Source organism: Xanthomonas sp. WHRI 6106 (assembly GCF_040202405.1).
GTDB lineage: Bacteria > Pseudomonadota > Gammaproteobacteria > Xanthomonadales > Xanthomonadaceae > Xanthomonas > Xanthomonas cannabis.
Genome location: NZ_JBEGFC010000001.1, coordinates 241,068 through 264,102 on the forward strand (window position 1 = coordinate 241,068; position 23,035 = coordinate 264,102).

24 protein-coding genes, 1 other RNA gene and 2 pseudogenes are annotated in these 23,035 nt (G+C 66.9%); 10 read left to right on the top strand and 17 right to left on the bottom strand.

Annotation, left to right across the window (positions count from 1 at the left end; translation table 11 throughout):
* Nucleotides 1-70 precede the first annotated feature (70 nt).
* On the bottom strand, nt 71-1,804 hold the full coding sequence (locus ABQZ09_RS01120; protein ID WP_349776100.1) for an ArnT family glycosyltransferase: 1,734 nt from the start codon (nt 1,802-1,804) through the stop codon (nt 71-73).
* A 215-nt stretch (nt 1,805-2,019) separates the two neighbouring features.
* Between ABQZ09_RS01120 and ABQZ09_RS01125 the strand changes: the two genes are divergently transcribed.
* Nucleotides 2,020-2,736, top strand: coding sequence for a response regulator transcription factor (locus ABQZ09_RS01125; RefSeq protein WP_166743392.1), 717 nt, complete (start codon nt 2,020-2,022; stop codon nt 2,734-2,736).
* Entirely contained in the window at nt 2,729-4,036 is a 1,308-nt protein-coding gene (locus ABQZ09_RS01130) for a sensor histidine kinase (protein WP_349775905.1), read from the top strand. The genes ABQZ09_RS01125 and ABQZ09_RS01130 overlap by 8 nt, the downstream gene beginning before the upstream one ends.
* Here the strand turns inward: ABQZ09_RS01130 and ABQZ09_RS01135 are convergent.
* The 5 genes from ABQZ09_RS01135 to ABQZ09_RS01155 all read right to left on the bottom strand — a co-directional run bounded on the left by ABQZ09_RS01135 (nt 4,022) and on the right by ABQZ09_RS01155 (nt 7,118).
* Nucleotides 4,022-4,513, bottom strand: coding sequence for a hypothetical protein (locus ABQZ09_RS01135; protein ID WP_039409866.1), 492 nt, complete (start codon nt 4,511-4,513; stop codon nt 4,022-4,024). The genes ABQZ09_RS01130 and ABQZ09_RS01135 overlap by 15 nt on opposite strands.
* A 153-nt stretch (nt 4,514-4,666) precedes the next feature.
* A complete protein-coding gene (gene minE, locus ABQZ09_RS01140; protein ID WP_011036323.1) occupies nt 4,667-4,924 on the bottom strand; it encodes a cell division topological specificity factor MinE in 258 nt (85 codons plus the stop codon).
* 2 nt (nt 4,925-4,926) lie between these two features.
* Nucleotides 4,927-5,736 (bottom strand): septum site-determining protein MinD, encoded by an 810-nt coding sequence (minD, locus tag ABQZ09_RS01145; protein ID WP_012444318.1) that lies wholly within the window; start codon nt 5,734-5,736, stop codon nt 4,927-4,929.
* Nucleotides 5,737-5,771: 35 nt separating this feature from the next.
* On the bottom strand, nt 5,772-6,518 hold the full coding sequence (gene minC, locus ABQZ09_RS01150) for a septum site-determining protein MinC (RefSeq protein WP_039409811.1): 747 nt from the start codon (nt 6,516-6,518) through the stop codon (nt 5,772-5,774).
* A 3-nt stretch (nt 6,519-6,521) separates the two neighbouring features.
* On the bottom strand, nt 6,522-7,118 hold the full coding sequence (locus tag ABQZ09_RS01155; RefSeq protein WP_039409814.1) for a GNAT family N-acetyltransferase: 597 nt from the start codon (nt 7,116-7,118) through the stop codon (nt 6,522-6,524).
* 244 nt (nt 7,119-7,362) lie between these two features.
* Here ABQZ09_RS01155 and ABQZ09_RS01160 point away from each other — a divergent pair, with 244 nt between their 5' ends.
* From ABQZ09_RS01160 to ABQZ09_RS01180, 5 genes are all read left to right on the top strand, one after another.
* Nucleotides 7,363-8,559, top strand: coding sequence for a sensor histidine kinase (locus ABQZ09_RS01160; protein WP_228313777.1), 1,197 nt, complete (start codon nt 7,363-7,365; stop codon nt 8,557-8,559).
* Nucleotides 8,560-9,201 (top strand): response regulator, encoded by a 642-nt coding sequence (locus tag ABQZ09_RS01165; protein ID WP_349775906.1) that lies wholly within the window; start codon nt 8,560-8,562, stop codon nt 9,199-9,201.
* Between the two features lie 328 nt (nt 9,202-9,529).
* Nucleotides 9,530-10,711, top strand: a complete 1,182-nt coding sequence (locus ABQZ09_RS01170) for a polyketide cyclase (protein ID WP_039409823.1) — start codon at nt 9,530-9,532, stop codon at nt 10,709-10,711.
* Nucleotides 10,712-10,806: 95 nt separating this feature from the next.
* Nucleotides 10,807-11,178, top strand: a complete 372-nt coding sequence (locus ABQZ09_RS01175) for a DUF423 domain-containing protein (RefSeq protein WP_047695953.1) — start codon at nt 10,807-10,809, stop codon at nt 11,176-11,178.
* A gap of 2 nt (nt 11,179-11,180) precedes the next feature.
* The gene (locus tag ABQZ09_RS01180) at nt 11,181-11,855 is read left to right on the top strand and encodes a DNA-3-methyladenine glycosylase family protein (RefSeq protein ID WP_349775907.1); all 675 of its coding nucleotides are present in this window, start codon (nt 11,181-11,183) and stop codon (nt 11,853-11,855) included.
* 36 nt (nt 11,856-11,891) lie between these two features.
* Here ABQZ09_RS01180 and ABQZ09_RS01185 read toward each other — a convergent pair whose 3' ends face one another.
* The gene (locus tag ABQZ09_RS01185) at nt 11,892-12,689 is read right to left on the bottom strand and encodes a M15 family metallopeptidase (protein WP_349775908.1); all 798 of its coding nucleotides are present in this window, start codon (nt 12,687-12,689) and stop codon (nt 11,892-11,894) included.
* A gap of 105 nt (nt 12,690-12,794) precedes the next feature.
* Here ABQZ09_RS01185 and ABQZ09_RS01190 point away from each other — a divergent pair.
* Nucleotides 12,795-12,861: non-coding RNA, sX9 sRNA (locus ABQZ09_RS01190), on the top strand.
* Between the two features lie 14 nt (nt 12,862-12,875).
* Here ABQZ09_RS01190 and ABQZ09_RS01195 read toward each other — a convergent pair.
* The 5 genes and pseudogenes from ABQZ09_RS01195 to ABQZ09_RS01215 form a co-directional block, all read right to left on the bottom strand.
* A pseudogene (locus ABQZ09_RS01195) lies at nt 12,876-13,445 on the bottom strand (PH domain-containing protein); the annotation flags it as partial.
* A gap of 1 nt (nt 13,446) precedes the next feature.
* On the bottom strand, nt 13,447-13,626 hold the full coding sequence (locus tag ABQZ09_RS01200; RefSeq protein ID WP_349775909.1) for a hypothetical protein: 180 nt from the start codon (nt 13,624-13,626) through the stop codon (nt 13,447-13,449).
* The gene (locus ABQZ09_RS01205) at nt 13,623-13,802 is read right to left on the bottom strand and encodes a type II toxin-antitoxin system antitoxin (protein ID WP_228313775.1); all 180 of its coding nucleotides are present in this window, start codon (nt 13,800-13,802) and stop codon (nt 13,623-13,625) included. The genes ABQZ09_RS01200 and ABQZ09_RS01205 overlap by 4 nt, the downstream gene beginning before the upstream one ends.
* Nucleotides 13,799-14,083 carry a hypothetical protein gene (locus ABQZ09_RS01210; RefSeq protein WP_349775910.1) on the bottom strand — a complete coding sequence of 95 codons (285 nt, stop codon included), beginning with the start codon at nt 14,081-14,083 and terminating at the stop codon, nt 13,799-13,801. Before ABQZ09_RS01210 ends, ABQZ09_RS01205 begins: the two co-directional genes overlap by 4 nt.
* 9 nt (nt 14,084-14,092) lie before the next feature.
* The gene (locus ABQZ09_RS01215; protein ID WP_039564995.1) at nt 14,093-14,962 is read right to left on the bottom strand and encodes an SPFH domain-containing protein; all 870 of its coding nucleotides are present in this window, start codon (nt 14,960-14,962) and stop codon (nt 14,093-14,095) included.
* A 126-nt stretch (nt 14,963-15,088) separates the two neighbouring features.
* On the opposite strand from ABQZ09_RS01215, the gene purT reads away from it, so the two are divergent.
* Nucleotides 15,089-16,291, top strand: a complete 1,203-nt coding sequence (gene purT / locus ABQZ09_RS01220) for a formate-dependent phosphoribosylglycinamide formyltransferase (protein WP_228313773.1) — start codon at nt 15,089-15,091, stop codon at nt 16,289-16,291.
* A gap of 274 nt (nt 16,292-16,565) precedes the next feature.
* Here purT and ABQZ09_RS01225 read toward each other — a convergent pair whose 3' ends face one another.
* Nucleotides 16,566-17,795, bottom strand: a complete 1,230-nt coding sequence (locus ABQZ09_RS01225) for an endonuclease/exonuclease/phosphatase family protein (protein WP_349775911.1) — start codon at nt 17,793-17,795, stop codon at nt 16,566-16,568.
* Between the two features lie 51 nt (nt 17,796-17,846).
* The gene (locus ABQZ09_RS01230; RefSeq protein WP_349775912.1) at nt 17,847-18,761 is read right to left on the bottom strand and encodes an arginyltransferase; all 915 of its coding nucleotides are present in this window, start codon (nt 18,759-18,761) and stop codon (nt 17,847-17,849) included.
* Nucleotides 18,762-18,801: 40 nt separating this feature from the next.
* On the opposite strand from ABQZ09_RS01230, the gene ABQZ09_RS01235 reads away from it, so the two are divergent.
* Nucleotides 18,802-19,392 carry an EF-hand domain-containing protein gene (locus tag ABQZ09_RS01235; protein ID WP_349775913.1) on the top strand — a complete coding sequence of 197 codons (591 nt, stop codon included), beginning with the start codon at nt 18,802-18,804 and terminating at the stop codon, nt 19,390-19,392.
* A 480-nt stretch (nt 19,393-19,872) separates the two neighbouring features.
* Here the strand turns inward: ABQZ09_RS01235 and ABQZ09_RS01240 are convergent.
* From ABQZ09_RS01240 to tesB, 3 genes and pseudogenes are all read right to left on the bottom strand, one after another.
* A pseudogene (locus tag ABQZ09_RS01240) lies at nt 19,873-21,065 on the bottom strand (RNA polymerase sigma factor).
* Between the two features lie 330 nt (nt 21,066-21,395).
* A complete protein-coding gene (locus tag ABQZ09_RS01245) occupies nt 21,396-21,893 on the bottom strand; it encodes a putative signal transducing protein (RefSeq protein WP_039409852.1) in 498 nt (165 codons plus the stop codon).
* 208 nt (nt 21,894-22,101) lie between these two features.
* The gene (gene tesB / locus ABQZ09_RS01250; protein WP_039409857.1) at nt 22,102-23,007 is read right to left on the bottom strand and encodes an acyl-CoA thioesterase II; all 906 of its coding nucleotides are present in this window, start codon (nt 23,005-23,007) and stop codon (nt 22,102-22,104) included.
* Nucleotides 23,008-23,035 lie beyond the last annotated feature (28 nt).

Here is a 23,035-nt window from a genome sequence, read left to right on the forward strand (position 1 = left end):
ATCTTCGAAACCCGGATGTCGGAGAGCGGTCGGACCGGAGTTGCTCAGGTGTTAACCCGACACCAAGCGTTCAGTCTGTCTCGTCGTCATTGCCGGTTTGCGCGCTGTCAGACGCCGTGGCAGCGCATCCAACATGCCACGCAGTGCCCGGCACCAACTGCCATTGATTGCGATTGGATTCGCCGATATCGATGCGTTGCGCAGGGTCGATACACGCCGGCACCGCCTGCCGGAGCACGAACAGCCAACGTCGCTCCGGCGCCTGCGCGAGCCAGGGGCCCGCCTTGGCCCACTGCTCCTGCCAACTCGCCTTGAAGCCGAAGTCGGTGACCGGGCGATCGGCCTGCAGCAGGTTCTGCTCGCGCCAGGCCAGCATGCCCAACTCCGCGTCCGGCCCGATGCGCTGGCCCACCCGCTGCATCAGACGCGCGGACGAACTGTACGGGTCCAGCGCCGGCATCAAGCCCAGGCCGTACACCGTCCATAGCGCGGCGGTCGTCACCACCAACGCGGTGCCCGCGCGTCTGCCACGCGACCAGACGAGTGCAGCCAGGGCGACCACGCCCAGGCCGATCAGCCAGAACCCCACCGACTGCAGCGAAGCCAGTTCCATCCCGCGTTTCAGTGCCGGGTTTTCCGCCCAGTGCAGATGCAGCGCGATGCCGCCTCCAAGGATCAACCCGACCAGCGCAAGCAGCAGCACATAGCCGCCCAGCAACACGCGCACGCCGCGTCGGCGCAACAGCCCGGCCAGCAGCGGCGCGGCTGCAACGCACAACGCCGGCAACATCGGAAAGATATAGACCTCCCGCTTGCCCGGGCTGGCGCTGAAGAACAGCAGTACCAATACGCTCCAGGCCAGCAGCAGCACATAGCGTGGGTCGCCGCGGCGCAGTCGCCGCCACCAGGCCGGCAGTAGCCACGGCAGCAACAGGCAGCCGGGCAGCCACAAAGTGGCGATCACCTGCAGGTAGTACCAGAACGGTTTGACGTGATGCCAGGCGTGCGCGTACCGCGTGCCGGTTTGCTTGAACAACAACTCGTGCGCGTAAGCGTGCAGCTGCGGGTCGTCGCTGTGCAGTAGCGCAATGCACAGCGGCCCCAGCCACACCGCCGTACCGGCCACGAACGCCGGCAGCACCAGCAGCCAGCTGCGCCCTGCCTGCGCACGGGCCGGCAACACGCTCCAGTGCCGGCGTGGCAGCGCCATCCAAGGCAACAGCAGCAACAGCGGCAGGAAGCCGACGCCCTTGGTCACCGTGCCGACTCCGGCGGCAAACAGCCCCAGCGTCCAGGCGCGCCAGTCCGGCCCGCGCAACACATGCCGCAGCAGCCCCCACAGCGAGAGGGTGGTCAGCGCCACCAGCACCATGTCGATCTGCGCACGCTTGGCCATCAGGCCGAACTGCAGCACCGTGAACAAGGCCAGCACCGCATACACCGCCACGCGCCGGTTCCACAGCCGGCGGGTCATGTCCCAGGTCAGCCACAGCGTGGCCAGCGCGGCCAGCAGCGAAGGCAGTAGAAACGCGATTGGCCAATGCGGAATCAGCGTGTAGGTGGCGCCCTGCAGCCACATGAACACCGGCGGCTTTTCCGCATACAGCTCGCTGCCTCGGTGCGGCAGCAGCCACTGGCCGCTTTCGACCATCGTGCGCGCGGCCAGCACGAAGCGCGGCTCGTCCGGCGGGTTGGGCTGGCGCATGCCCAGCCCGGCCAGCAGGCTGATCACGATCAACAGCAACGCGGTCATCAGCGCGCGCTGGCGGGATGAGAAGGCAGAGATGGCAGCCAACACGCGCACGCCCTGAGTGAATGCGGGCACACACTATCTGGCAAACAGGTCGGAAATTTGTCGGAACCGCGCAAGCGGAGCACACGCCGCAGTGCAGGCGTTACAGCGTGACGGGGTCTTGAGCACACCCGATTGCGAGGCGATCCGGCAATACCGGCCGCGTTCGGCTTGCCTCGGTTAGGATGCGCACACCGTCCCGGTCGGGCCGTTCTGGAATCGCGCGCATGCGGCTGCTGGTCATCGAAGACAACCGCAACATGGTTGCCAACCTGTTCGACTATTTCGAAGCGCGCGGGCACACCCTGGACGCAGCGCCCGACGGCGTCACCGGCCTGCACCTGGCCACCACCCAGCAGTACGACGTGCTGGTGCTGGACTGGATGATGCCGCGCATGGACGGCCCGGAAGTGTTGCGCCGCCTGCGCGAGCAGCATCAGTCCGAATTGCCGGTGATCATGCTCACCGCCCGTGACGAGCTGCCCGACAAGATCGCCGGCTTCCGCGCCGGCGCCGACGACTACCTGACCAAACCGTTCGCACTGCCCGAGCTGGAAGTGCGCATCGACGCCTTGCTGGCGCGTGCGCACGGCCGCCGCCGCGGCAAGCTGTTGCAGGTGGCCGACCTGCGCCTGGATCTGGCCACGCTGGAGGCCACCCGCGCCGGCCAGGCGCTGCACCTGTATCCGGCCTGCCGCAAATTGCTGGAGGTGCTGATGCAGGCCAGCCCGGCGGCGGTGACCCGGCAGCGGCTGGAGCAATCGCTGTGGGGCGACGACCCGCCCGATGGCGACATGCTGCGTTCGCATATCTACGAATTGCGCCGCAGCGTGGACGGCCCGTTCGCGCAGAAGTTGATCCACACCCTGCCGCGGCTCGGCTACCGCCTGGCCGAGCTCGACAGCGGCAGCGAGCCTGCACGCAGCGACAGCGTCGATGGCTAAGCAGCGCCCGCTGGGCCGCCGCGTCATGGTGTGGCTGTTCGGGTACACGCTGCTGATGACGCTGGCGGTGTTCGGCACCGCGCAGTACCTGCACGAGCGCGCAGAGCATGGCGTGTGGCGCTCGCTGCTGAACTCCGAGCTGGACAGCATCCTCGACCGCAGCACGCAGAATCCGGACTACCGCTGGCAGGACTCGGACACCTTGCGGCTGTACCGCATCGATGGCTCGTCAGGCGTGCCGCCGGTGCTGCGCACCCTGCACCCGGGTCTGCACGACGAGCTGGAGGTGGCCGGCCGCCAGAGCGCGGTGATGGTGCGCGATACCCCCCAGGCCGGCCGCCTGGCGCTGGTGCTGGACATCACCGATTTCGAGGCGCTGGAAAAGTTCCTGACCCGCTGGATGCTGGCCGCCGGCATCGCGCTGATCGGCATCACCGTGCTGATGGGTACCTATGCGATGGCGCGCCTGGTGCGCCCGCTGGTGGAACTGGCCCGCGACATCGGCGCGCTGCGCCCGGAGCAGCGCGCGCAGCAGGTCGCGGTGGGCGCACAGGGCAGCGCCGAGCTGTACGTCATCGCCGATGCGCTCAACGATTATCTGGAGCGCAACCGCCACTTCGTCGAGCGCGAACGTGCCTTCATCGACAGCACCAGCCACGAGCTGCGCACGCCGATCGCGGTGATCGGCAATGCGGTGGAGCTGGCGCTCGAACAACCCGGCACGCCGCCAGCCGTGCGTCATCAGCTGCAGCGCATCGCCCAGACCAGCGCGGCGGTGGAGCAGCTGATCACCTTGTTGCTGGTGCTGGCCAAGGACCCGGGCCGGCTGGTGCGCAGCAGCGATACGCTGCGGCTGGATCAGCTGCTGCCGGACATCGTTGCCGACCATGCGCATCTGTGTGCCGACAAGGACCTGCAGCTGGTCATCGACCCGCTGCCGGCCTGCAGCCTGACCGCGCCGGTGGCCATCGTGCAGACCGCCATCGGCAATCTGCTGCGCAATGCCATCGAAAACAGCGACCGCGGCATCATCCGGATTTCGCTCTCGGCACCGGGCACGGTGCGCATCGCCGACCCGGGCCACGGCATGACGCCGGAAGAAGTCAGCGCCATCTACGCCCGCTTGGCGCGCGGCAATGCACGCCAGGGCAATGGCATCGGGCTGGAGCTGATCGGCCGGCTGTGCGAGCACCTGGGCTGGAAGCTGAGCCTTGCATCCGATGCAGGGCAGGGCACGGTGGCCACGCTGGATCTGGTCGATGCCAGCACGGCGGGTGCACCGGCCTCAGGCAGGCAGTAACCCGCGCGCGTTCAACCAGCTGCGCGCGTTCTCGGCATCCTGCTCGAACCAGGCGCGCGTGGAGCCCAGGCGATAGGTGTAGCCCCAGGCGTCCATGTCGGCCATCAACCGCGCGCTGCCCACCCCGGGCAGCTGTTCGGCCAGCAGGATCTGCAGGTAGCAGGTGGCGTCTTCCTCATCCACCGAATCGGTGGCATCGGTGTGCACGGCTGCACGCCTGTCGGCTGGCAACACGATCAGGTGCCCGGCTTCATGCAGCATCGAATGCACCGGGGTGTCATCGCGCACATAGACATCGCAGCCGATGATGCCGGCCTCCGGTTCGCCCCAGAAACTGCCGGGAATCGGTGCGCCCGCGTCGACGCGGTGCAGGCGCAGGCCGTAGCGGCCGAGCAACGCCGTCGGCGCCTCCAGGCCGATATCGGCCACGCACAGCACTTGGGAAGCATCAGGCACCGGGGCAGGGTCAGCAGTCACGCGCAGTCGCTCGCGGTCGGGCGCGCCGCAGGGCGCGGTGGGACAGACACCAAAACGGTACCGTGCGAACACGGTACCGTCGGCAGAAGGTCGCCGCTGCGGCCATGCAGCGCGCCCGTGTGGGCGGACGGCATGGCCGCAGCGCGAGGTCGCTTACTTGTCGCCGTCTTCCGGCAGCGCGACCGTGATATCGAGCACGTCGTGTTCGCCATCCTTGACCAGATCAACCCGCACCGCATCGGCATCGATGTTGACGTATTTCTTGATCACTTCCAGCAATTCGCGCTGCATCAGCGGCAGGTAATCCGGCCCGCCACGGTGGTTGCGCTCCTGCGCAATGATGATCTGCAGGCGGTTCTTGGCCGTCTCGGCGGTGTTCTTCTTGCTCTTGAGAAAATCGAGCAGGCCCATGCTTACCCTCCGAACAGCTTGCTGAAGAAGCCTTTCTTCTCCACGGATGTGAATCGCATCGGGCGCTCCTCGCCCATGATGCGGGCGACTGCGTCGTCATACGCCTGACCGGCCGGGGATTCGGCGTCCAGGATCACCGGCTCGCCCTTGTTGGAGGCATTGAGCACATCGCCGGACTCGGGAATCACGCCGATGGCCTTGAGCCCCAGCACTTCTTCCACGTCGGTGATGCTCAGCATCTCGCCGCCTTCCACGCGGCCGGGGCTGTAACGGGTCAGCAGCAGGAAGGCCGGTACCGCCTTGCCTTCCTCGGCCTTGCGGGTCTTGGAGTCGAGCAGGCCGATGATGCGGTCGGAGTCGCGCACCGAGGACACTTCCGGGTTGACCACCACCACCGCGCGGTCGGCGAAATACATCGCCAGGAACGCGCCCTTCTCGATACCGGCCGGCGAATCGCAGACGATGTAATCGAAACCGTCGGCGGCCAGATCCTTGAGCACCTTTTCCACGCCTTCCTGGGTCAGTGCATCCTTGTCGCGCGTCTGCGAGGCCGCCAGCACGTACAGGTTGTCGAAGCGCTTGTCCTTGATCAGCGACTGCTTGAGCGTGGCTTCGCCATGCACGACGTTGACAAAGTCGTACACCACGCGCCGCTCGCAGCCCATGATCAGGTCGAGGTTGCGCAGACCGACGTCGAAGTCGATGACGGCCACCTTCTTGCCGCGCTTTGCCAGCCCGCAGGCCAGGCTCGCGCTGGTGGTGGTCTTGCCGACGCCGCCCTTGCCGGAGGTGACTACGATGATTTCAGCCAAAGGATTTCTCCGAATGTTTCTGTGGTTGGGCCGCGTCAATCAAGCGCAGCGATCTTGATCTGATCCTGCTCCAGCCAGACCTGGACGGCCTTGCCACGCAGGTCCATGGGAACATCGTCCAACACCTTGTAGTGGCCAGCGATGGCGACCAGTTCGGCGTGGAAGTCGCGGCAGAAGATGCGCGCGTCCGGGTTGCCCTGCGCGCCGGCCAGAGCGCGGCCACGCAGGGTACCGTAGATATGGATGCTGCCGTCGGCGATGACCTCCGCCCCCGCACCCACCGTATTGAGGACGGTCAGGTCGCAGTTCTCCGCGTACAGCTGCTGGCCCGAACGCACCGCGGTGCGCTGCATGCGGCCCGGTGCCGGGCGCGCGGCGGGTGGTGCCGGTTCGGCGCGTGCGGGCGGCGGTGGCGGTGGCGGCGGGCTGACTGCAGTCGGCTCGTACTGCGCGCGGAACTTGGCCAGCAGCGGCACGCCGAGCTGCTGCGACAGCAGGTCGATCTCGCTGGTGCCGTAGGCCAGGGCCACCGGCAGCACGCCGGCATCGCGCAGGCCGTCCAGCAGTGCCTTGGCGGTGGCCACGTCCGGCACCTGCGACAACCCGCCGAAATCCAGGATCACCGCTGCGCGCCCGAACAGCTTGGGGGCACGGTTCACGCGTTCGCGCATTTCGCGCACCAGGCGCGGCACGTCCAGGGTACGTATGCGCAGGTTGGCAATACCCACCTGGCCGATCTTCAGTTCGCCGGCCTGCTCAAAATCCACATTCACGCTCGACACGCCTCAGGCCCCCGTCGGTTGATTGGCGGTGGCGGCATGACGCGGCCGGCCGACCCACGGCAGGTCCTCGGGCAGGTTGCCGCCATAGGTCTCCTTGACCCACGGATAGCTGCACATGTCCTTCAGCAGCATGCTGGCGCGCACATCCACGTCGGGCATGGTGTTCTGGCCCACTTCGCGGAAGCCGAAGCTGCCATGGAACAGCAGCGCCGCATCCGCGCCATGGTCCAGGAACACCTCGCAGGCCAGTTGCGGGTAGCGCAGCTCGGTGTAGCTCTGCACATCGGCGTAGAACGCGCGGCCCACGCCACCACCGCGGCGGCGGCTGGCGACCACGATGCGGTCGATATAGAAGAATTCCGGATGACGGTCCCGGAACCAGGCGAAATTGCTGCTGTCGTGCGCACTGCCGCTACCGAACCCGACCAGGAACCCGGCCAGGTTGCCGTCGCGCTCGGCGACGCGGAAATATTCGGCCTGCGCATAGAACCGTTGCAGCTTGTTTGAATCCAGCGGCAGGATCGCCAGTCCGGCATTGTTGTTCAGGGCCAGGACGGAATCGAGCTCGTGCTCGCGCACGTCGCGGATGACGATCGACATTGGGACTCCGTGGGGTAACGCTCTCGATCCGAAATCGGATCTGCGTCGGATTATTACATGCGTGGCCTGAAGCGGCGACCCGGAGCGCGCACCGCGATGGCGCGCCGCGTCCCCGCAGGCACGCGCACGCACGCCGGGATGCTGCGCAGGCACCGCCGTCGCCAGTCCGCGCACGCCGCCGATGACGTGCAGGCATGACTTCCGGCAAGAGGGCAGCGGCGCGGCTTGGCCCTAAGATGCGGACATGTTGGGATACCTCAGTCATACGCGCGTCCTGCGCTTCGCCGGCCTGTTCACCTGGGCCATGATCGCCATGCCGCTGGTGTACACGTATTGGCCGCCGGTCGAAGAGGGCGATCATCGCAGCGTGGCCGAGGCCCTGATCATGGCGGCCTTCTTCGTCGGCTTCGGCGCCAGCTACTTCTGGTTGACCCGCGGCCTGAGCAGTGGCGGCCACGCGCACTGGTACGACCGGCTACTGCTGTTGCTGCTGACGATCTGCGCCCTGGCGGTGAGTTATCTGAGCGGCACCGGCCTGGGCAGCATCCTGATGATGGTGGCGGCCGGGGTGATCCCGTGGCTGTTGCCGCTGCGGGTGGGCGTGCTGTGGCTGGTGCTGAGCCAGCTGGCGGTGTTGCCGGTGTTCTATTACCTGCGGGCGGACTTCACCCTGCTGGCCGCACTGATGCAGTCGCTGCTCTACGGCGGCTTTTCGATGTTCATCTTCGTCACCAGCCTGGTGGCCCGTCAGCAGACCGAAGCGCGCGAAGAACAGCGCCGGCTCAATGCCGAACTGCGCGCCACCCGCGCGCTGCTGGCCGAGAGCGCGCGCATCAACGAGCGCACCCGCATTTCGCGGGAATTGCACGATCTGCTGGGCCATCACCTCACCGCGCTGAGCCTGAATCTGGAAGTGGCCGGCCATATCACCGAGGGCCAGGCACAGGAGCACGTGCGCCAGGCGCATACCCTGGCCAAGCTGCTGCTCACCGACGTGCGCGAAGCGGTCAGCCAGCTGCGCGACAGCGGCGCCATCGACCTGGAGGCGGCGCTGCGCCCGCTGGTGACCCAGGTGCCCTCGCTGGACATCCACCTGGACATCGCCCAGCCGCTGACCCTGGACGACCCCGAGCGCGCCCACGTGCTGCTGCGCTGCACCCAGGAAATCATCACCAATGCGGTCCGCCACGCCGGCGCGCGCAATCTGTGGATCCAGGTGCGCCGCGACGCCGACAGCGTGCTGATCGACGCCCGCGACGACGGCCACGGCGCCGACACGGTCGCGCCCGGCAATGGCTTGCGCGGCATGCGAGAGCGGCTCAACCAGTATGGTGGGCAGCTGGAAATCCAAACCCGGCGGGGTGACGGCTTCGGCCTGCGCATCTCCGTTCCAGGCGCGCCGGCACTGATGCCGGCGGCCGTGACTCAAGGAGTGTTCTAGATGATCCGTGTGTGCCTGGTCGACGACCAAACCCTGGTACGCCAGGGCATCCGCTCGCTGCTGGCGCTGGACAACGGCATCGAGGTGGTGGCCGAGGCCTCGGACGGCAGACAGGCGGTGGAGCAGATTCCGCAGATCCGGCCGGACGTGGTGCTGATGGACATGCGCATGCCGGTGATGTCCGGGCTGGAGGCCCTGCAGATGCTCTCGCGCAACGGCACGCTGCCGCCGACCATCATCCTGACCACCTTCGACGACGACCAGCTGGTACTGGCCGGGCTCAAGGCCGGCGCCAAGGGCTACCTGCTCAAGGACGTCTCGCTGGAACAGCTGGTCGGCGCCATCCGCACCGTGGCCGATGGCGGTTCGCTGGTGCAGCCGGCAGTGACCCAGCGCCTGCTCTCGGGTTTGGAGCACATGCGCAACGAGTTCGTCAGCCTGGACCGGCCCGATCCGCTGACCGATCGCGAGACCGAGATCCTGCGCCTGATGGCCAGCGGCTTTTCCAACAAGGAGATCGCCAACTCGCTGGGCGTGGCCGAAGGCACCATCAAGAATCACGTCTCCAACATCCTGTCCAAACTGGGCGTGCGCGACCGTACCCGCGCGGTGCTGAAGGCGTTCGAGCTGCAACTGGTCTGATCGTGACCGCTGCGGCCGCCTGCGTGCCGCAGGTCGTGGTCCGGTTGCCGCGGCGGCCCGTTCAGACGTGGTGCCGGCGCCCATCGGTGCCTGCAATGGGCACGGCATCACGCGCACGCAGCGCACGATGTGCATGATGGCTGCGCGCGCGGCGCAAACCCTTGCGCAGGCAGGGATTGCGCAGTTCCACTACGGCGTCGCGCGCGCTGGATGACACCGCAAGACCGCGCTACCCGTCGCACAACTGAACATCTTTCTCGAAGCCTGCTAGGATGGTGGCTTCGCTTCACTCAACCCGGCCGTGGGATCGGCCCCGGAGACCTCCTGAATGACCCGTATTATCGAGTTCCTGATCGCCTTGGGGATCGTGGCTGGCTTGTTTGTCGTGGTGGGCTTGGTGTTGCCCTCGGAGCGGCAGATGTCCGAGAGTGTTGAGACCAACCGCAGGATGACGATTGTTTACGACACCGTGAACAGCTTCCGTCGTTTCAAGGATTGGAACCCGCTTGTGCTGCGTGACCCGAAGATCCAGCTGAAGCTGGCCGGCCCGGAAGAGGGCAAGGGTGCACGCGTCGAGTACAGCTCCAACGAGGGCTATATCGGCAAGGGCAGCTGGGAAATCACCAACACCGTCAAGAACGAGCGTGTTGAGATCGCGATCGAAGATCCCACCAAGGGCTACGACAAGGTCACCAATTTCACTCTGGCTCCGACCGGCAAGAACAACAAGAACGTCAAGATCACCCAGGACTACAGCGTCAAGTACGGCTGGAACCTGTTCGGTCGCTATGCCGGCTTGTATGTCAGCCGTCACGTGGGCGATGACCTGAAGCTGGGTCTGTCGCGTCTGGCAACCGCCTTGGCCACCGTGCCGAATTTCGACTACCGCGCCCAGCTCGACGGAAAGCCGGTGTTGAGCGATCTCAAGATCGTCGATGTGCCCGCCGAGGACCTGCTGGTCGTCACCGCAGGCAACATCGATCGTGACAACGAGACGATCAAGAAGTCGATCAAGGACAACCAGGAGTGGATCAAGCGCGTCATGGACGCCAATGGTCTGGAAACTGCTGGCCCGGTGCGCATCGTCACCACCGACTTCGCCACCGACAAGTACGCGTTCGACGTCGTGCAGCCGGTCCGCAAGCGTGCCGGTGGCGCGCCGAAGGCCGACGCCAAGACCGATACCGCCAAGGCCGATGCCAAGAAGGACGACGCCGCAGCCGCTGCACCCGTCGATGCAACCCCGGTTGCCGCAACGGGCGAAGAGCTGAAGGTCAACATCCCGTCCGAGGCGCCGGTGAAGTACGAGCGCACCAAGGCGCACCGTTCGGCGTTTGCCACCTACGCAGGCCATATGGCCGGCCTGGATGCAGTGCGTAGCTCGCTGCGTGCCTGGGCTGCCACCAGCGGCAACGACGTGACCGAGCGTCCGTACGAGTCGTGGAAGGGCGGCGTGGACAAGTCCTTTACGCAGGACGGCACCTACGACGTCTACTGGGCCATCAAGTAATCGTCTCACCACGATGATCTGATCCAGACAAAACGCGCCGCAGTCCTGCGGCGCGTTTTTTTTTGCGCCATGGCGCTGCCAGGAAGTCTCCCCTTATGTCGTTGCTCGACCGTCGCAAGAAACACCCCTCGTTGCTGGCGTTCTGCGGCGGCCTGCTGGCCGCCACCGCAGTGGGCCTGTCGGCCTACGCCTCACATGGCGTGTCCGATGCGCTGGTGCAGTCGCGGCTGCAACTGGCGTCCCTGTACGCCTTCGGGCACGGCGCGGTGCTCACCGTGCTTGGCGCTACCGACACGCGTGCACTGGCGCGGGTCGGGCTGTCGTTGTTGTTGCTCGGCACCGTCCTGTTTTCGGGCAGCCTGGTCGGCGGCGCGCTGCTGCATTGGCCGACCAGCCTGGCGCCCGTTGGCGGCATGAGCCTGATGCTGGGTTGGGTGGTGCTGGCCATCGGTGCGTTGAGGCGCTGAGCATGCCGCGCCATACCCGCGGCTTCGATGTGGAGATGGCGTTCGCACACCTGAGCCAGCGCGATCGCGCCCTGGGTGCGTGGATGCGGCGTATCGGCCCGATCGCCCCGCAGCCGGGGTGGCGCAAGCCGTTCGACCCGGTGGATGCGTTGGCGCGCGCCATCCTGTTCCAGCAACTCAGCGGCAAGGCGGCGTCCACCATCGTGGCACGTGTGGAAGCGGCGATCGGCTCGCCGCGTCTGCATGCGGACACCCTCGGTCGCGTGGACGATGCGGCATTGCGTGGCTGCGGAGTTTCCGGCAACAAGGCGCTGGCGTTGCGCGATCTGGTACGCCGCGCGTGCGACGGCCAGATTCCCTCCGTGCGCAAGCTTGCTTTCATGGACGACGAGGCGATTGTCCAGGCACTGATTCCGGTGCGTGGCATCGGCCGCTGGACGGTGGAAATGATGCTGATGTTCCGCCTGGGCCGGCCGGATCTGCTGCCGATCGATGACCTGGGCGTGCGCAAGGGCGCCCAGCGCGTGGACAGGCAGGCGCAGATGCCGACGCCCAAGGAGCTGGCCATCCGCGGCGAACGTTGGGGCCCGTACCGCACCTATGCCGCGTTCTATCTGTGGAAGATTGCCGACTTCAGCGTGGCAGCCAAGGTGCCGACGCCGCGCTCGCAGGAGTGATCCATCGCGGCCACTGCGTCTTGCATATCGCGTCTGTCAGGGAGCATGCCAACGCCAATGCCACGGCTCGTAGACGATGCCGTGCGGGTTGTTGCGTGGGTAGCTCAGGCGATAGCCGAAATCTGCCGCATGCTCGTTCAACCAGGCAAACGCCGCGGTGGTCTCAAACGACTCTTCCGCCGGTGGCTCGCCGGGGGTGCCGATATCCAGCGCGTCGCCGCTGTGGTGTTCGCTGAAACCGGGCGCGGCGTTGACTGCCAGGATCTGTTCCAGGGTAAGTCCACGCGCAAATTTGCGCTCGAAGATTCCCAGCTGGTAGTCGTGACTGCGGTAGCCGGAGATGGCATCCAGCACGATGTCCGTTCGCAGTGCTGCCGCGCGCATGTGGTGCCAGGCGCGCGCGGCGCCTGCGCCGAGCCAGAGCGGGCGGCCGAAGCGATCGCGCCCGGCAGATTGCAAGGTCGCCGGCTCGGCGATCAGCTGCAGGCCGGTTTGTTGCTGATAGCCGTCTGCATCCAGACCGAGTCGGCTCAGGCGGCGCTGCAGGCCGTCGATCATCAGCGTCATGGCGTGCGGCGGTTGCGTGCGGGCAGCGGCGGCGTGCAGCCGGTCCAGCGCCTCGTCCAGCCCGGGCTCGCGTGCCAACCGCGGTATCAGCGGCATGAGGCCCTGTGCCAGCTGCGCGGCCAGATAGCGTCCGTCGCGCTTGCGCCGCAGCAGCCAGTCGGTCTGCGCCAGCACGCGTGCATCGGCATTGCTGCGCGCGCGCATCAAGGCGGCGGGTAGCAACTCGATGGCAGTGGTGTTGAGCAACGTGGTGGGGAGAGTGCGCATGGCGACAGGGTAGGGCCAAGCGTGGCCTACGGCCAGCTGCCGCAAAAGCAGATTGCAAAACCACTGCGCGGCCGCCGAACGGCCGCGGCCGTTGCTCGGGACGGCATGTGCCGCCCATACACCGCGGTTCGCCCACGTCCGGCTGATGACTGCTCGCTACGATCCGTCAGCCGCTCTTAAGTCCTCGAGTAATTGGCGTGGCTGATCAGGGCTGAGCACCACCAGGCTGTTGTCGCGCAGCGGCAGAATCAGTACGCGCCTGGATTGGGTCAGTAGATAAAAGCCTCTGATTGCGGACTTGCTGCGGTAATGCCCCGATTTGAAACCCGGGTAGCCGAAGCCGAGCAACTGCAGGCCAGGTTTGAACGCCGTCTGTTCGGCCAGGTCGACAATGCGTGCGCGGTCCAGGCGCAGTGCGCTGAGCGGCACACGTTTGGTGAAGAAGGTCGAGCGGACGATCAGGCAATCGTCGTCCAGCTGGATGCTGCGTCGTGCGTGCGCAACGGTGCACACCACCGCCACTGCCAGCAGGATGCCCAGATGCACCATCAGCGTACCGGGATGGTCATGACTGCTTGGGTGCGCGATGGTGATGAGGCCTGCCGCGATCGACAGTGGGAGCCAAAGCCAGACTGCCAGGCCCCAGTGCGTCGCCGGCGCCGCTGCGTAGTCGCGTCGGCGCGGCTGCGAGTGGTGCCCGGTGTGCGCTTTGGGCGCTGTGGCACTGCGTTGGGGCTGGTCGGAATGCGTCGCCATCTCAGCGTTCCTTCTTCAACGCCAGCAATGCCGTACCCGGTGGCCGATGTATGGCGAGCGTGGTCAGCGCCCCACCCGAGCAGCTCCGGGCGATCGATTCGCCCCGGCGGTCATCAGGTGAGATGTCGCCGACGGGCGCGTGTGCCAGCGCGACGATGGCTGAGTCCACAGATCTGGTCATGCGGAGGGTTCCGTGTCGCCCTGCGGCTTCGGCAGTCGCCCGGCCTTGCGCAGCGCATCGCGCAGCACGTATTCGATCTGCGCGTTGAGGCTGCGCAGTTCGTCGTCGGCCCAGCGCTGCGCGGCGGCCAGAACATCGGCATTGATGCGCAGCGGATAGGCCTTCTTTTCGCTCATTCGCCGTTCCTGCGGCTGCCGTGGCGGCGCAGGTGCATGACCATCGACACGATCAGCGTGTTGACGCCGATGATCATGCCGATCACCACTGCGTAGATGCCGGCGCGGTTGTCGCCGGCCCAGTACAGGCATGCCGCGCCGACCAGGATCACCAGGCTGATCAACGTCCAGCGCAGGCCCAGGCCGCGCGCGCGGTCGTCGTCGTCCGCCCCGATCGAGGCGGCGATCGCCAGCGCGGGCAAGCCGGACAGCGCGACGACCAGTGGCACCATGACATTCATTGCATCACCTCAATACAAAGAGCCGGCATTGACCACCGGTTGGGTACCGCGATCAGAACACAACACGGTGAGCAGGTTGCTGACCATATGCGCCTTGCGCTCTTCGTCCAGCTGTACCACGCCGTTTTTCTGCAGCTCGGCCAGCGCCATCTCCACCATGCCGACCGCGCCGGCCACGATGCGGGTGCGTGCGGCGATCACCGCATTGGCCTGCTGGCGCTGCAGCATGGCCTGGGCGATTTCCGGCGCATAGGCCAGGTGGCTGATGCGTGCTTCGATCACGTCCACGCCGGCCTGGGTGAGGCGCTCGTCCAGGTGCCGCTTGAGCTGCTCGCTGATTTCGGCCGGGTGACTGCGCAGCGAGATCTGGCCGTCTTCGTGCTGGTCGTACGGGTAGCTGGTGGCCATGGCGCGCAGCGCCGCCTCGGACTGGATGTGCACGAAGCTCTCGTAGTCGTCCACGTTGTAGACGGCTTCGGAGGCATCCAGCACCTGCCACACGATCACCGCGGCGATCTCGATCGGGCTGCCGTCCAGTTCGTTGACCTTGAGCCGCCCGCTCTCGAAGTTGCGCACGCGCTGGCTGACGCGGCGCTTGGCGTAGAACGGCACATTCCAGCGCAGGCCGGCGTCCTTGACCGTACCGACATACTTGCCGAACAGGCTCAGCACCGCAGCCTGGTTCGGTTCCAGGGTGTACAGACCCGCCAGGATGAAGATGCACGCCGCCGCCCCCAACGTCGCCCCGATCAATCCGCCGGGCGTGAGGCTGGTGCCGGCCATCGCGGTCAGCAGGTACCAGGCTGCGCCGATCAGGCCGGCGCCGGCAACGAGGACGAGGGGGATGCCCGGCAATGAGCGGATCGGCTTCTCTTTCATGAGTATGTCTCCTTGGGTCCGAAGAAAAAGATATCAAAGTGATATCAGTCAACGCAAGCCGCCGGGCGGCGATGATCGGGGCAGGCCGTTAGAATGGCCGCCCCTTTCCCATCTGGACCTGCGCTCATGACTACTCTCGGCACGCCGCTGTCGCCTTCCGCCACCCGCGTGCTGTTGCTGGGCTCGGGCGAGTTGGGCAAGGAAGTGGCGATCGAACTGCAGCGCTTCGGGGTGGAAGTCATCGCCGCCGATCGCTACGCGAACGCGCCGGCGATGCAGGTGGCGCACCGCTCGCACGTGCTGGACATGCTCGATCCCGCCGCCTTGCGCGCGCTGATCGCCACCGAGCAGCCGCATCTGATCGTGCCGGAGATCGAAGCGATCCATACCGAGACCCTGGTGGCGCTGGAGCGCGACCAGGGCCAGAAGGTGATTCCGACCGCGCGTGCCGCACGCCTGACCATGGACCGCGAAGGCATCCGCCGGCTGGCTGCCGAAACGCTGGGCCTGCCGACCTCGCCGTATCGCTTCGTCGACACCGCCGCGGAATACCGCGAGGCGATTGCTGCGGTGGGTCTGCCGTGCGTGGTCAAGCCGGTGATGTCGTCCTCGGGCAAGGGCCAGAGCACCTTGCGCAGCGAAGCGGATATCGACGCGGCGTGGAACTACGCGCAGACCGGCGGCCGTGCCGGTGCCGGGCGCTGCATCGTCGAAGGCTTCATCGATTTCGATTACGAGATCACCTTGCTGACCGTGCGGCATGCCGGCGGCACCTCGTTCTGCGACCCGATTGGCCACTGGCAGCAGGACGGCGACTACCGCGAAAGCTGGCAGCCGCAGCCGATGTCGGAAGCCGCATTGCGTCGCTCGCAGCAGATCGCAAAAGCCATCACCGACGACCTGGGCGGCTGGGGCCTGTTCGGCGTGGAGCTGTTCGTCAAGGGCGACGCGGTGTGGTTCAGCGAAGTGTCGCCGCGCCCGCACGACACCGGACTGGTCACGCTGGTCTCGCAGGACCTCAGCGAATTCGCACTGCATGCGCGCGCGATTCTCGGCTTGCCGGTGGGCGCAGAAGACGGCGGCGTCATCCGTCAGAGCGGCCCGTCGGCCTCCTGCGCCTTGCTCGCGCACGGCCATGGCGCGCCGTTGTTCGACAACGTGGCCGACGCCCTGCGCGACCCGGATACCGCGCTGCGCCTGTTCGGCAAGCCGCGCGTGGACGGTCACCGCCGTGTGGGCGTGACGCTTGCCCGCGCGGGCAGCATCGACGACGCACGCGAGAAGGCGCGCGTGGCGGCCGCTGCACTGTCGATCCAGTTGCAGGCCTGACGCGCTGCACGTCCGACGCAATGCAGCGCACCGCCGCATTGCGTCAACGCGCCAAAGCACCAAAGCATGGCGAGGTTCGTGCGCACGCCCGGGCGCGCTGCCCGTCGCCAAATGATTGACCACTCTTGGTGACGCCACGTCACTGCAGGCGGAGCTGCGTCGCGCCGCACGGCTGGCCGCGCATGCTCACGTCCATTACCAGCCGAGCTCCATTAACGTAGCCGGACAGGGAACGCGCTCTTCCGACTCCCCAATCCCGACTCCCCAATCCCCGCTACCAACCCACATCCACCCACACCGCATGATGGTCGCTGCCATCGGCAATTGCCGCGTCGGCGGTGGTGCCGGCCGGCCAGAAGATGCCGCTGCCGACCAGGGTGAACTGGCGGGAGGGCAGGACGTAGTCCAGGCGCATGGTGCCGGCCTGCGGGCCGAAGTCGCCGGTGACCTGGTGTGGGTCGCCGGTATGCGCGATGCCGCGCGCGGCGTATTCGGCGGTCTTTTCCGCGCCGCCTTCGCTGCGCGGTGTGGAGTACTGCAGGACGCGCGGGTGATGGATCAGTGCGCGGATCGCTTCGTGGCGGCCGGCGCCATCGATCGGATCGTTGTTCAGATCGCCCAGAATCACAAAGCGCGCATCCGCCGGCAGGCCGCCGCAGGTGCCCTTGTCGTCGCAGAGCCAGCGCGTGCTGTCGGCGGCGTTGTCCAGGTACGCACGCCACAGCGCGAGCTCGTCATGATTGCGCGCGGCATTGCGTTTTTCCGCGCCATCGAACACCGGCGGGGTGGGGTGCGACACCAGTGCATGGACCACGCCCTGTGGCGTGCGGACCGGTACGTCCCAATGCGACTTGGACGACAGCCGCAGCTGCGCCCAGATTGCGTCGCTATAAAACGAGGTCCGCGTGGTCGGATCGATCGGCCGCAGCGCACCCGGTAATGCACTCCATTTCAGCAACTGGAAACTGCGCACGGCCTGCGCATCGATCGGATAACGCGACAGCACCAGCATGCCGTATTGCCCCGGATGCAGGCCGAACCCCCAGGCATCATTGCCGCGGTTGCGGCCATCGCCGCCGACGCTGCCGCTGTTGTCCAGATCCAGCCCGCTCGGCACACCGGTGTTGACCGGTGCCAGATACCGATACGGATAACGCAACGGCTCGCCGCCGCCGGGCTGGGCGACCTGCAGATAGCGCTGCTGGAACAATTCGGCGGCACGGTGGTCGGGGTCGAAATCGAACTCGTTGAGCAGCACCAGATCCGGGCGCACGCGCTGCAGCACGGCCGCAATCTTGCGCGCGTGCGCACTGTCGCCCTGCAGCTCACGGACCAGGCCGCCGGCCTCGTCGGAGTACAGCGAGGTGTTGTAGGTGGCGATGCGCAACTGTGTGGGCGACGCCTGGCCGGGCGCAGTGTCGGCGGTCGCCGCCGATGTGGCCGTGCGATGGGTACAGGCAGCGCAGAGCGCGGTCAGTGCGAGCAGCAGCAGTGGTTTGATCATTGCGCGATTGTCGCATGCTGGATGCGACAGGCCGATGTCGCCGCCGACACGTCAGGGCGCTGGCGCAGTGGCCGGCAGTCCGCGCCAGTGGCGGCCGTCGTAGGCTTCCAGCGCGCCGAACCGCCGCTTGTAGTTCATCTTTGCGTGGCCGTCGATCCAGTAGCCCAGATAGACATGCGCGCGCCGCTCGCGGCGTGCCCATTGAATCTGCTGCAGGATCGCCAGCGTGCCCAGGCTGCGCTCGGCCGCATCCGGCGCATAGAACGTGTACACCGCCGAGAGCGCGTGCTCGGTCACGTCGGTGACCGCGACGGCCAGCAGGCGCCCGGGCACATGCGCGACAGCCGGTTCGCGGATCTCAAGAAAACGCCCGTGCGACCAACCGCCGATCAGGAACTGATCGAACTCGGTGGCGCCATGTTCGTCCATGCCGCCGCCGGGATGACGGTGCTTGAGGTAGTGGCGATACAAGGCCAGTTGCTCGTCGGTGCGTTCGGCCGCAACCACACGCACCACCAGATCCGCATTGCGCGCGAGGCAACGGCGTTGACTGCGATCGGGTCGGAACGCGTCCACCGCGATACGCACCGGCACACAGGCGCGGCACCGTTCGCAATGCGGCCGGTAGACCAGATCGCCGGAGCGACGGAATCCCCAGGCCAACGCCTGCGGATAGATGGTGCCAAGCCGTGGGTCGTGCGGGTCCAGCACCAGGTCGCGCGCCTGGCGGTCGGACCAGTAGCCACAGGCATGCTCGCCGGTCTGGAACAGGCGCAGGTCGTCGTGGGTGTCGGCATGGATGGCCATGGACGCAGGATAGCGCCTGTGTGTCGCAGCAGCGGCGACTGTCCGCCGGATGAATGCGCCCGGTACCTGCGTCAACGCCTGCGGCAGTAGCTCGTTGATGTGGGTGTTGGTGGCAGCGCACGGCTGATCCGGATGCGCCACCCACGCGATGCGGCCCATGCAGGTGCCGCGTGTGGTTCCCACAAATCAGGAGTTTCTCATGACGTCCCGCAAACCTTTCCTCGCACTGGCCGTGCTGGCTGCGCTGTCCACCGGCGCGGTGTTCGCTGCCACTCCGCCGGCTTCCGGCGATGCTTCGCGTCCTGGCAAGCTCGACAGCAATGGCGACGGCGTCATCGATCGCAGCGAAGCGGCCGCCGCCCCGAAGCTGGCCGCGCAGTTCGATACGCTGGACACCAACAAGGATGGCAAGCTGTCGCGCGACGAGCGCCCACGTCATCGTGGCCCGGGGCGCGAGGGCCGTGGCGAATGGATGGCCAAGCTCGACACCAACAAGGACGGCCGCATCAGCCGTGAGGAGGCCAAGGCCGACCCGAAGCTTGCAGCACGCTTCGATCAGATGGACCTCAACAAGGATGGCTTTGTCGATCGCGCCGACCGCGAGCTACGCATGCAGCAACACCGCGATGCGTGGTTTGCCAAGGCCGACACCGACAAGGACGGCAAGCTGAGCAAGGCCGAGTTCGATGCGGCCTCGAAGCTGCGCCGCGAGCATGGTCCGCGCGGTCCGGGCGAGCATGGTGATCACGGCAAGCGCCCGATGCCGGCCAAGCCTGCCGCCGCCAACTGAGTGTGACCCGTGGTCAGCGGCCTCCCGGTGGTGGGGCTGAACCGGGAGGCCTGGCCGCGAACGCAGCATGTCAGCAGCAACACGCATTAAGGCGCCGATCGACCGACGGCCTCCCGCGCAAGCAGGAGGCCGTTTTTTGTGGGTGCCATACCGGGCAAGTCCAGACGCCAGTACCGCGGGGCGTGACCATGGCGCCAGCTGCAGGGTGTGGAGGCGCGGTCGCCAGGTTGCAGGGTCTGTTGCCGATCCAGGGCGCGGTGCAGATGCGTAGCGGCATCGTACGGCGATGGCGCGGCAGCGTCGGTAATCGGTCTATGAGCTGCAATGACCGATTGCATCAGCAAGCGTTGCGGCGAGCACACAGGGTGCGGTTGTCGCGCGGCAATGCAGGACGACGCGCCTGCGGCAACCGGCGCGGCAGGCGAGGATCCGTCAGTTGCACGCGCTTGCCGACATGCCCGGCCCTGACGCTCAAGTGCCTCAGACCATGCCCAGCCTGTTGTAGTGATGCAGGACCGGAAGCAGCACTGCGATGTTGCTGACGATCACGGCGCCAGGGCTGAACATGCACCGGTACAGCAGCGGCGCTCGCGTGGCCCCGCGTCTGCGTGCGTCGCGCTCCAGCATGGGGCGCATGACACGCGGCAGCACCACGATGGACTGATAACTGATCACCAGCAGGCCTGCGCACAGCACCGACAGCGAGGCCCATGCGTTGACATCGAACCGCTTCATCAGCAGCGTGCTGGCGCAGACCAGGGCCGAGATCAAAGTGATGGCACGGGTGAAGCGGCGTACGCCTGCCGCTTCATCCGGCGATTGCGCAAAGCGCAGCAGATACCAGCCCGACCAGTACGTGCCCAGCGCGGCGACCAGCACGCTGCCGGCGGCGAGCACGGCCGGTGCGCCAAACCAGACGCTCAGCGCGCCCGCTGCACCGCCACCGCTGAGTGCCGATCCGGTCAATCCGCCGGCACCCAGCTTGCCCGCGCCGCTCAGGCCGCCGAGTGCGATGGCGGCGCTGGCGGTACCCGGCGCGGCCAGCATCGTCGCCGAGGTCACGCCGGTGGCGAAGGCAACGCCGGGCGCGCTGCCGCGGGCGAATTCGCCAAACCGTCTCAACAACGCGTCGCGCACGCTGGCACGTGCGCGCGACAGGCGCTTGCGTACCGCCGCGTCGCTGAGCCCGAGCAGCGATGCCACCTGTTGCGAGCTCTGGCCTTCGCGGTAATACAGCAGCAACGTCTCGCGGCTTTCCTGCGGCAGTGCGGAAATGATGTCGATCGCGGCGATTTCTTCTTCCGCCTGCAACAGCTGGTCGGCGGGCGAGGGCGCCGGATCGGCGGCCATGGCGATCGCCAGATCCGCCGCCTCGCCACTCAGGGGGCGGTGACGATGGGCGCGCAGCCAGTCGCGCGCCAGGTTGCGGGTGATCTGGCGCAGCCAGGGCAGGAAGCTGGCCGGCTGATGCAGTTGCGCCAGCCGTGCCAGGCACGCAGAAACGCTTCCTGGGCGATGTCTTCGCTGGCGGCGACATCCCGGGTGATCGCCAGCGCGATGGCGGTGACGGTGTTCTGGCAGGCACCGACGATGCGGCCGTATGCCTGCCGGCAGCCGGCTGCGGCACTGGGCAGTTCGCGTTGCAGCATCAGGTCCAGCGTCTCGGCATTCATCGGCACACTCCATGTCCTGTTTCCAGCATGACGCATGAGCGCGGGGGATGTGACCTGGAGGATGGGGCAGGGGCACCGGGATCATCGCAGCGCACTGCGCGGGCGGTGGATGCGTGGTCAGCGGGACCCGGCCTGCCAGACAGTGCCGGGCTCGGCGTTCGCCGGTGGGGTGCCGCTGGCGAACGGCCTGGCGCCGCGAGCGAGCGTTTGTGCAAGACGCTGGTTGCAGGTGCAGCGCACTGCAGGCTTGCGGCAACAATGACCACCTACGCGGCGGGCGATTCCAGGTCCGCTCCGGCCGTCAGACCCTGCGCAGCGAGTTGCTCACGCTCAGCGGGACGGCTGGATCCGTACCCGCATTTCCTCGTCCTCGGCCGCTGGCGCCGAGTCCGGTGCCGAAGCCGGCTGGGTTGCCGGGGCGACCGGCGCAGGCGCGCTGCGATGGCGCATGACCACCACCATGGCCACGGCGCCGATCACCAGCAGCAGCACCAGACGGATGCGCCAGGCCCAGCTGCGCGCACTGGCACTGGAGCCGTTTTCGCCGTCGCGGAAGGTGTATTCCACGTTCGGCAGATCGCGGCGGGTGGTGTCGAGCAGGCGTGCATCGCGCAGCAGTTCGCGCGCACGCGGTTGGTCGTTGGCATGCACGATCCACACGGTGGGATGCGCCTGCGCGTTGCCTTGCTCCAGATAGCTGAACTGGCCGCCGCGCTTGCTCTGGTAGGAGCGGCCATTACTGAGACGGATCTCGATCCCCGCATCGCGCAACAGATTGGCGACGCCCTCGGCGGTTTCGATACGTTGACTGCTGAAGATCTTGCGCATGCTGGAAACCGCCGTTGGGTCCGAAACAAATGGCGCCACTGCTGCGCCGGTTCAAGGTGGAAAGGAAAGCCGATCAACACTGCCACTGACGGTGCACGCAACGCAGGCGTGCGACAGCAGGTCCCGGTAGCAGTACGCCGGGGGGCATGGGACGCACGTGGTCAGTGCACGGTCACCCAGCCACTCGGCGCGACGCAACGCTGCACGCCTAGCCCTTGGCCGGCACGGCAATCGCACTGCCATCGGGCACCACGCGGATCAGCCCCTCCTGCGTGGTGCTGGCCACCAGCACGCCATCGCGGGTGAAGAACTGCCCGCGCGCCAGGCCGCGGGAGCCTTGTGCGGTCGGGCTGTCCAACGAATACAGCAGCCAGTCGTCGGTGCGGAACGGCCGATGGAACCACAGCGCGTGATCGAGCGAGGCCATCTGCACGTTGGGCGTGTAGTAGCTGATGCCGTGCGGAAACGTGGAGGTGCCCAGCAACTGAAAGTCCGACGCGTACGCCAGCAGCACCTGATGCAGGCCCACGTCGTCGCCGATCGGGTCGTTCAAGCGCAGCCACATCTGCTGGAACGGCGGGCGCTTGGGCGGCCTGAGTTCATCGCGCGGAAACACGTGGCGAAATTCGAACGGGCCGCCGCGCGACAGCCAGCGCTGCACTTTCGGCGGCAGGTTCGCCAGCACCTCCGGTGCCAGCGGCGCGGCTGGTTCGATGTCTTCCGGTGGCGGCACCACCGGCATCGCCGACTGATGCTCGGCGCCGTCTTCGCGTTCCTGAAACGAGGCCGCGCAGAAAAAGATCACCTTGCCGTGCTGGATCGCGGTGACCCGGCGGACCGAAAAACTGCCCCCATCGCGGGTGCGGTCGACGTCGTAGACGATGGGGTGGTCGATGTTGCCGGCACGCAGAAAATAGGCATGCAGCGAATGCGCCTGGCGCCCGTTGTCGACCGTGGCCTGCGCGGCCGACAGCGCCTGGCCCAGCACTTGTCCACCGAAGACGTATTTGGTGCCGATGTCGCGGCTCTGGCCGCGGAACAGGTTGTCCTCCAGGCGCTCCAGCGACAGCAGGCTGATCAGTTCGGAGACGACGGGTTCGGCGGTGGCGGACAAGGGGCTGGCCTGGGTGCGACGGACCGCG

Bases quoted from the DNA above. Each gene is read 5' to 3' on its own strand.
- ABQZ09_RS01125 (WP_166743392.1), top strand. From the start codon at position 2,020: ATGCGGCTGCTGGTCATCGAAGACAACCGCAACATGGTTGCCAACCTG.
- ABQZ09_RS01130 (WP_349775905.1), top strand. From the start codon at position 2,729: ATGGCTAAGCAGCGCCCGCTGGGCCGCCGCGTCATGGTGTGGCTGTTC.
- minE (WP_011036323.1), bottom strand. From the start codon at position 4,924: ATGGGCCTGCTCGATTTTCTCAAGAGCAAGAAGAACACCGCCGAGACG.
- ABQZ09_RS01155 (WP_039409814.1), bottom strand. From the start codon at position 7,118: ATGTCGATCGTCATCCGCGACGTGCGCGAGCACGAGCTCGATTCCGTC.
- ABQZ09_RS01160 (WP_228313777.1), top strand. From the start codon at position 7,363: ATGTTGGGATACCTCAGTCATACGCGCGTCCTGCGCTTCGCCGGCCTG.
- ABQZ09_RS01165 (WP_349775906.1), top strand. From the start codon at position 8,560: ATGATCCGTGTGTGCCTGGTCGACGACCAAACCCTGGTACGCCAGGGC.
- ABQZ09_RS01170 (WP_039409823.1), top strand. From the start codon at position 9,530: ATGACCCGTATTATCGAGTTCCTGATCGCCTTGGGGATCGTGGCTGGC.
- ABQZ09_RS01175 (WP_047695953.1), top strand. From the start codon at position 10,807: ATGTCGTTGCTCGACCGTCGCAAGAAACACCCCTCGTTGCTGGCGTTC.
- ABQZ09_RS01180 (WP_349775907.1), top strand. From the start codon at position 11,181: ATGCCGCGCCATACCCGCGGCTTCGATGTGGAGATGGCGTTCGCACAC.
- ABQZ09_RS01185 (WP_349775908.1), bottom strand. From the start codon at position 12,689: ATGCGCACTCTCCCCACCACGTTGCTCAACACCACTGCCATCGAGTTG.
- ABQZ09_RS01200 (WP_349775909.1), bottom strand. From the start codon at position 13,626: ATGACCAGATCTGTGGACTCAGCCATCGTCGCGCTGGCACACGCGCCC.
- ABQZ09_RS01205 (WP_228313775.1), bottom strand. From the start codon at position 13,802: ATGAGCGAAAAGAAGGCCTATCCGCTGCGCATCAATGCCGATGTTCTG.
- ABQZ09_RS01210 (WP_349775910.1), bottom strand. From the start codon at position 14,083: ATGAATGTCATGGTGCCACTGGTCGTCGCGCTGTCCGGCTTGCCCGCG.
- ABQZ09_RS01215 (WP_039564995.1), bottom strand. From the start codon at position 14,962: ATGAAAGAGAAGCCGATCCGCTCATTGCCGGGCATCCCCCTCGTCCTC.
- purT (WP_228313773.1), top strand. From the start codon at position 15,089: ATGACTACTCTCGGCACGCCGCTGTCGCCTTCCGCCACCCGCGTGCTG.
- ABQZ09_RS01225 (WP_349775911.1), bottom strand. From the start codon at position 17,795: ATGATCAAACCACTGCTGCTGCTCGCACTGACCGCGCTCTGCGCTGCC.
- ABQZ09_RS01230 (WP_349775912.1), bottom strand. From the start codon at position 18,761: ATGGGCCGCATCGCGTGGGTGGCGCATCCGGATCAGCCGTGCGCTGCC.
- ABQZ09_RS01235 (WP_349775913.1), top strand. From the start codon at position 18,802: ATGACGTCCCGCAAACCTTTCCTCGCACTGGCCGTGCTGGCTGCGCTG.
- ABQZ09_RS01245 (WP_039409852.1), bottom strand. From the start codon at position 21,893: ATGCGCAAGATCTTCAGCAGTCAACGTATCGAAACCGCCGAGGGCGTC.